Here is an 803-nt window from a genome sequence, read left to right as displayed (position 1 = left end):
CCTTCGACCTTCTGCCCGTCCACTTCGGCCGGGCCCGTCCACCCCTTGGGGGAACGGAGCACGATCATCGGCCAGCGGGGCCGTTCGCTCCGGCCGTCGTCGCGGGCGCGGCGGCGGATCTCCTGGACCTCGTCAATGCAAGCATCCAGGGCGCGGGCGAAGTCCTGGTGCATCTGCTCCGGGTCTTCGCCCTCGACGTAGTAGGGGGTGTGGCCGTAGCCGCGCAGCAGCCCGTCCAGTTCGTCCCGGTCCATGCGGGCCAGGACCGTGGGATTGGCGATCTTGTAGCCGTTCAGGTGCAGGATCGGCAGCACGGCGCCGTCACGCGCCGGGTTCATGAACTTGTTGGAGTGCCAGCTCGCCGCCAGCGGTCCGGTTTCGGCTTCCCCGTCTCCCACAACGGCCGCGACGATCAGGTCCGGGTTGTCGAAGGCTGCCCCGTAGGCGTGGGAGAGGGCATACCCGAGCTCCCCGCCTTCGTGGATGGATCCGGGGGTTTCCGGGGCGACGTGGCTGGGTATGCCTCCCGGGAAGGAGAACTGTTTGCACAGCCGTTTCATCCCCGCCAGGTCCTGGGACACATCGGGGTAGGTCTCGCTGTAGGTCCCTTCAAGCCACCCCGCCGCGACCGGGCCCGGCCCGCCGTGTCCCGGGCCCATGACGTACATCATGTCCAGGTCCCGCTCCATGATGGCCCGGTTCAAATGGGCGTAAATGAAGTTCAGTCCCGGGGTGGTGCCCCAGTGCCCCAGCAGCCGCGGCTTAACATGCTCCGGCCGCAGCGGTTCCCGCAGCAGCGGGTT

At 68.2% G+C, this 803-nt stretch carries 1 protein-coding gene; it reads right to left on the bottom strand.

Annotated features, from left to right (window positions below):
- Positions 1–803 (bottom strand): phosphoketolase family protein (locus HGO92_RS24935; RefSeq protein WP_502305999.1); only part of this gene is annotated, 803 nt, incomplete at both ends.

Origin of the sequence: Crystallibacter degradans, assembly GCF_012952295.1 — a bacterium.
GTDB classification, from domain to species: Bacteria; Actinomycetota; Actinomycetes; order Actinomycetales; family Micrococcaceae; genus Crystallibacter; species Crystallibacter degradans.
This window is presented reverse-complemented; position numbering and strand designations above follow the sequence as displayed.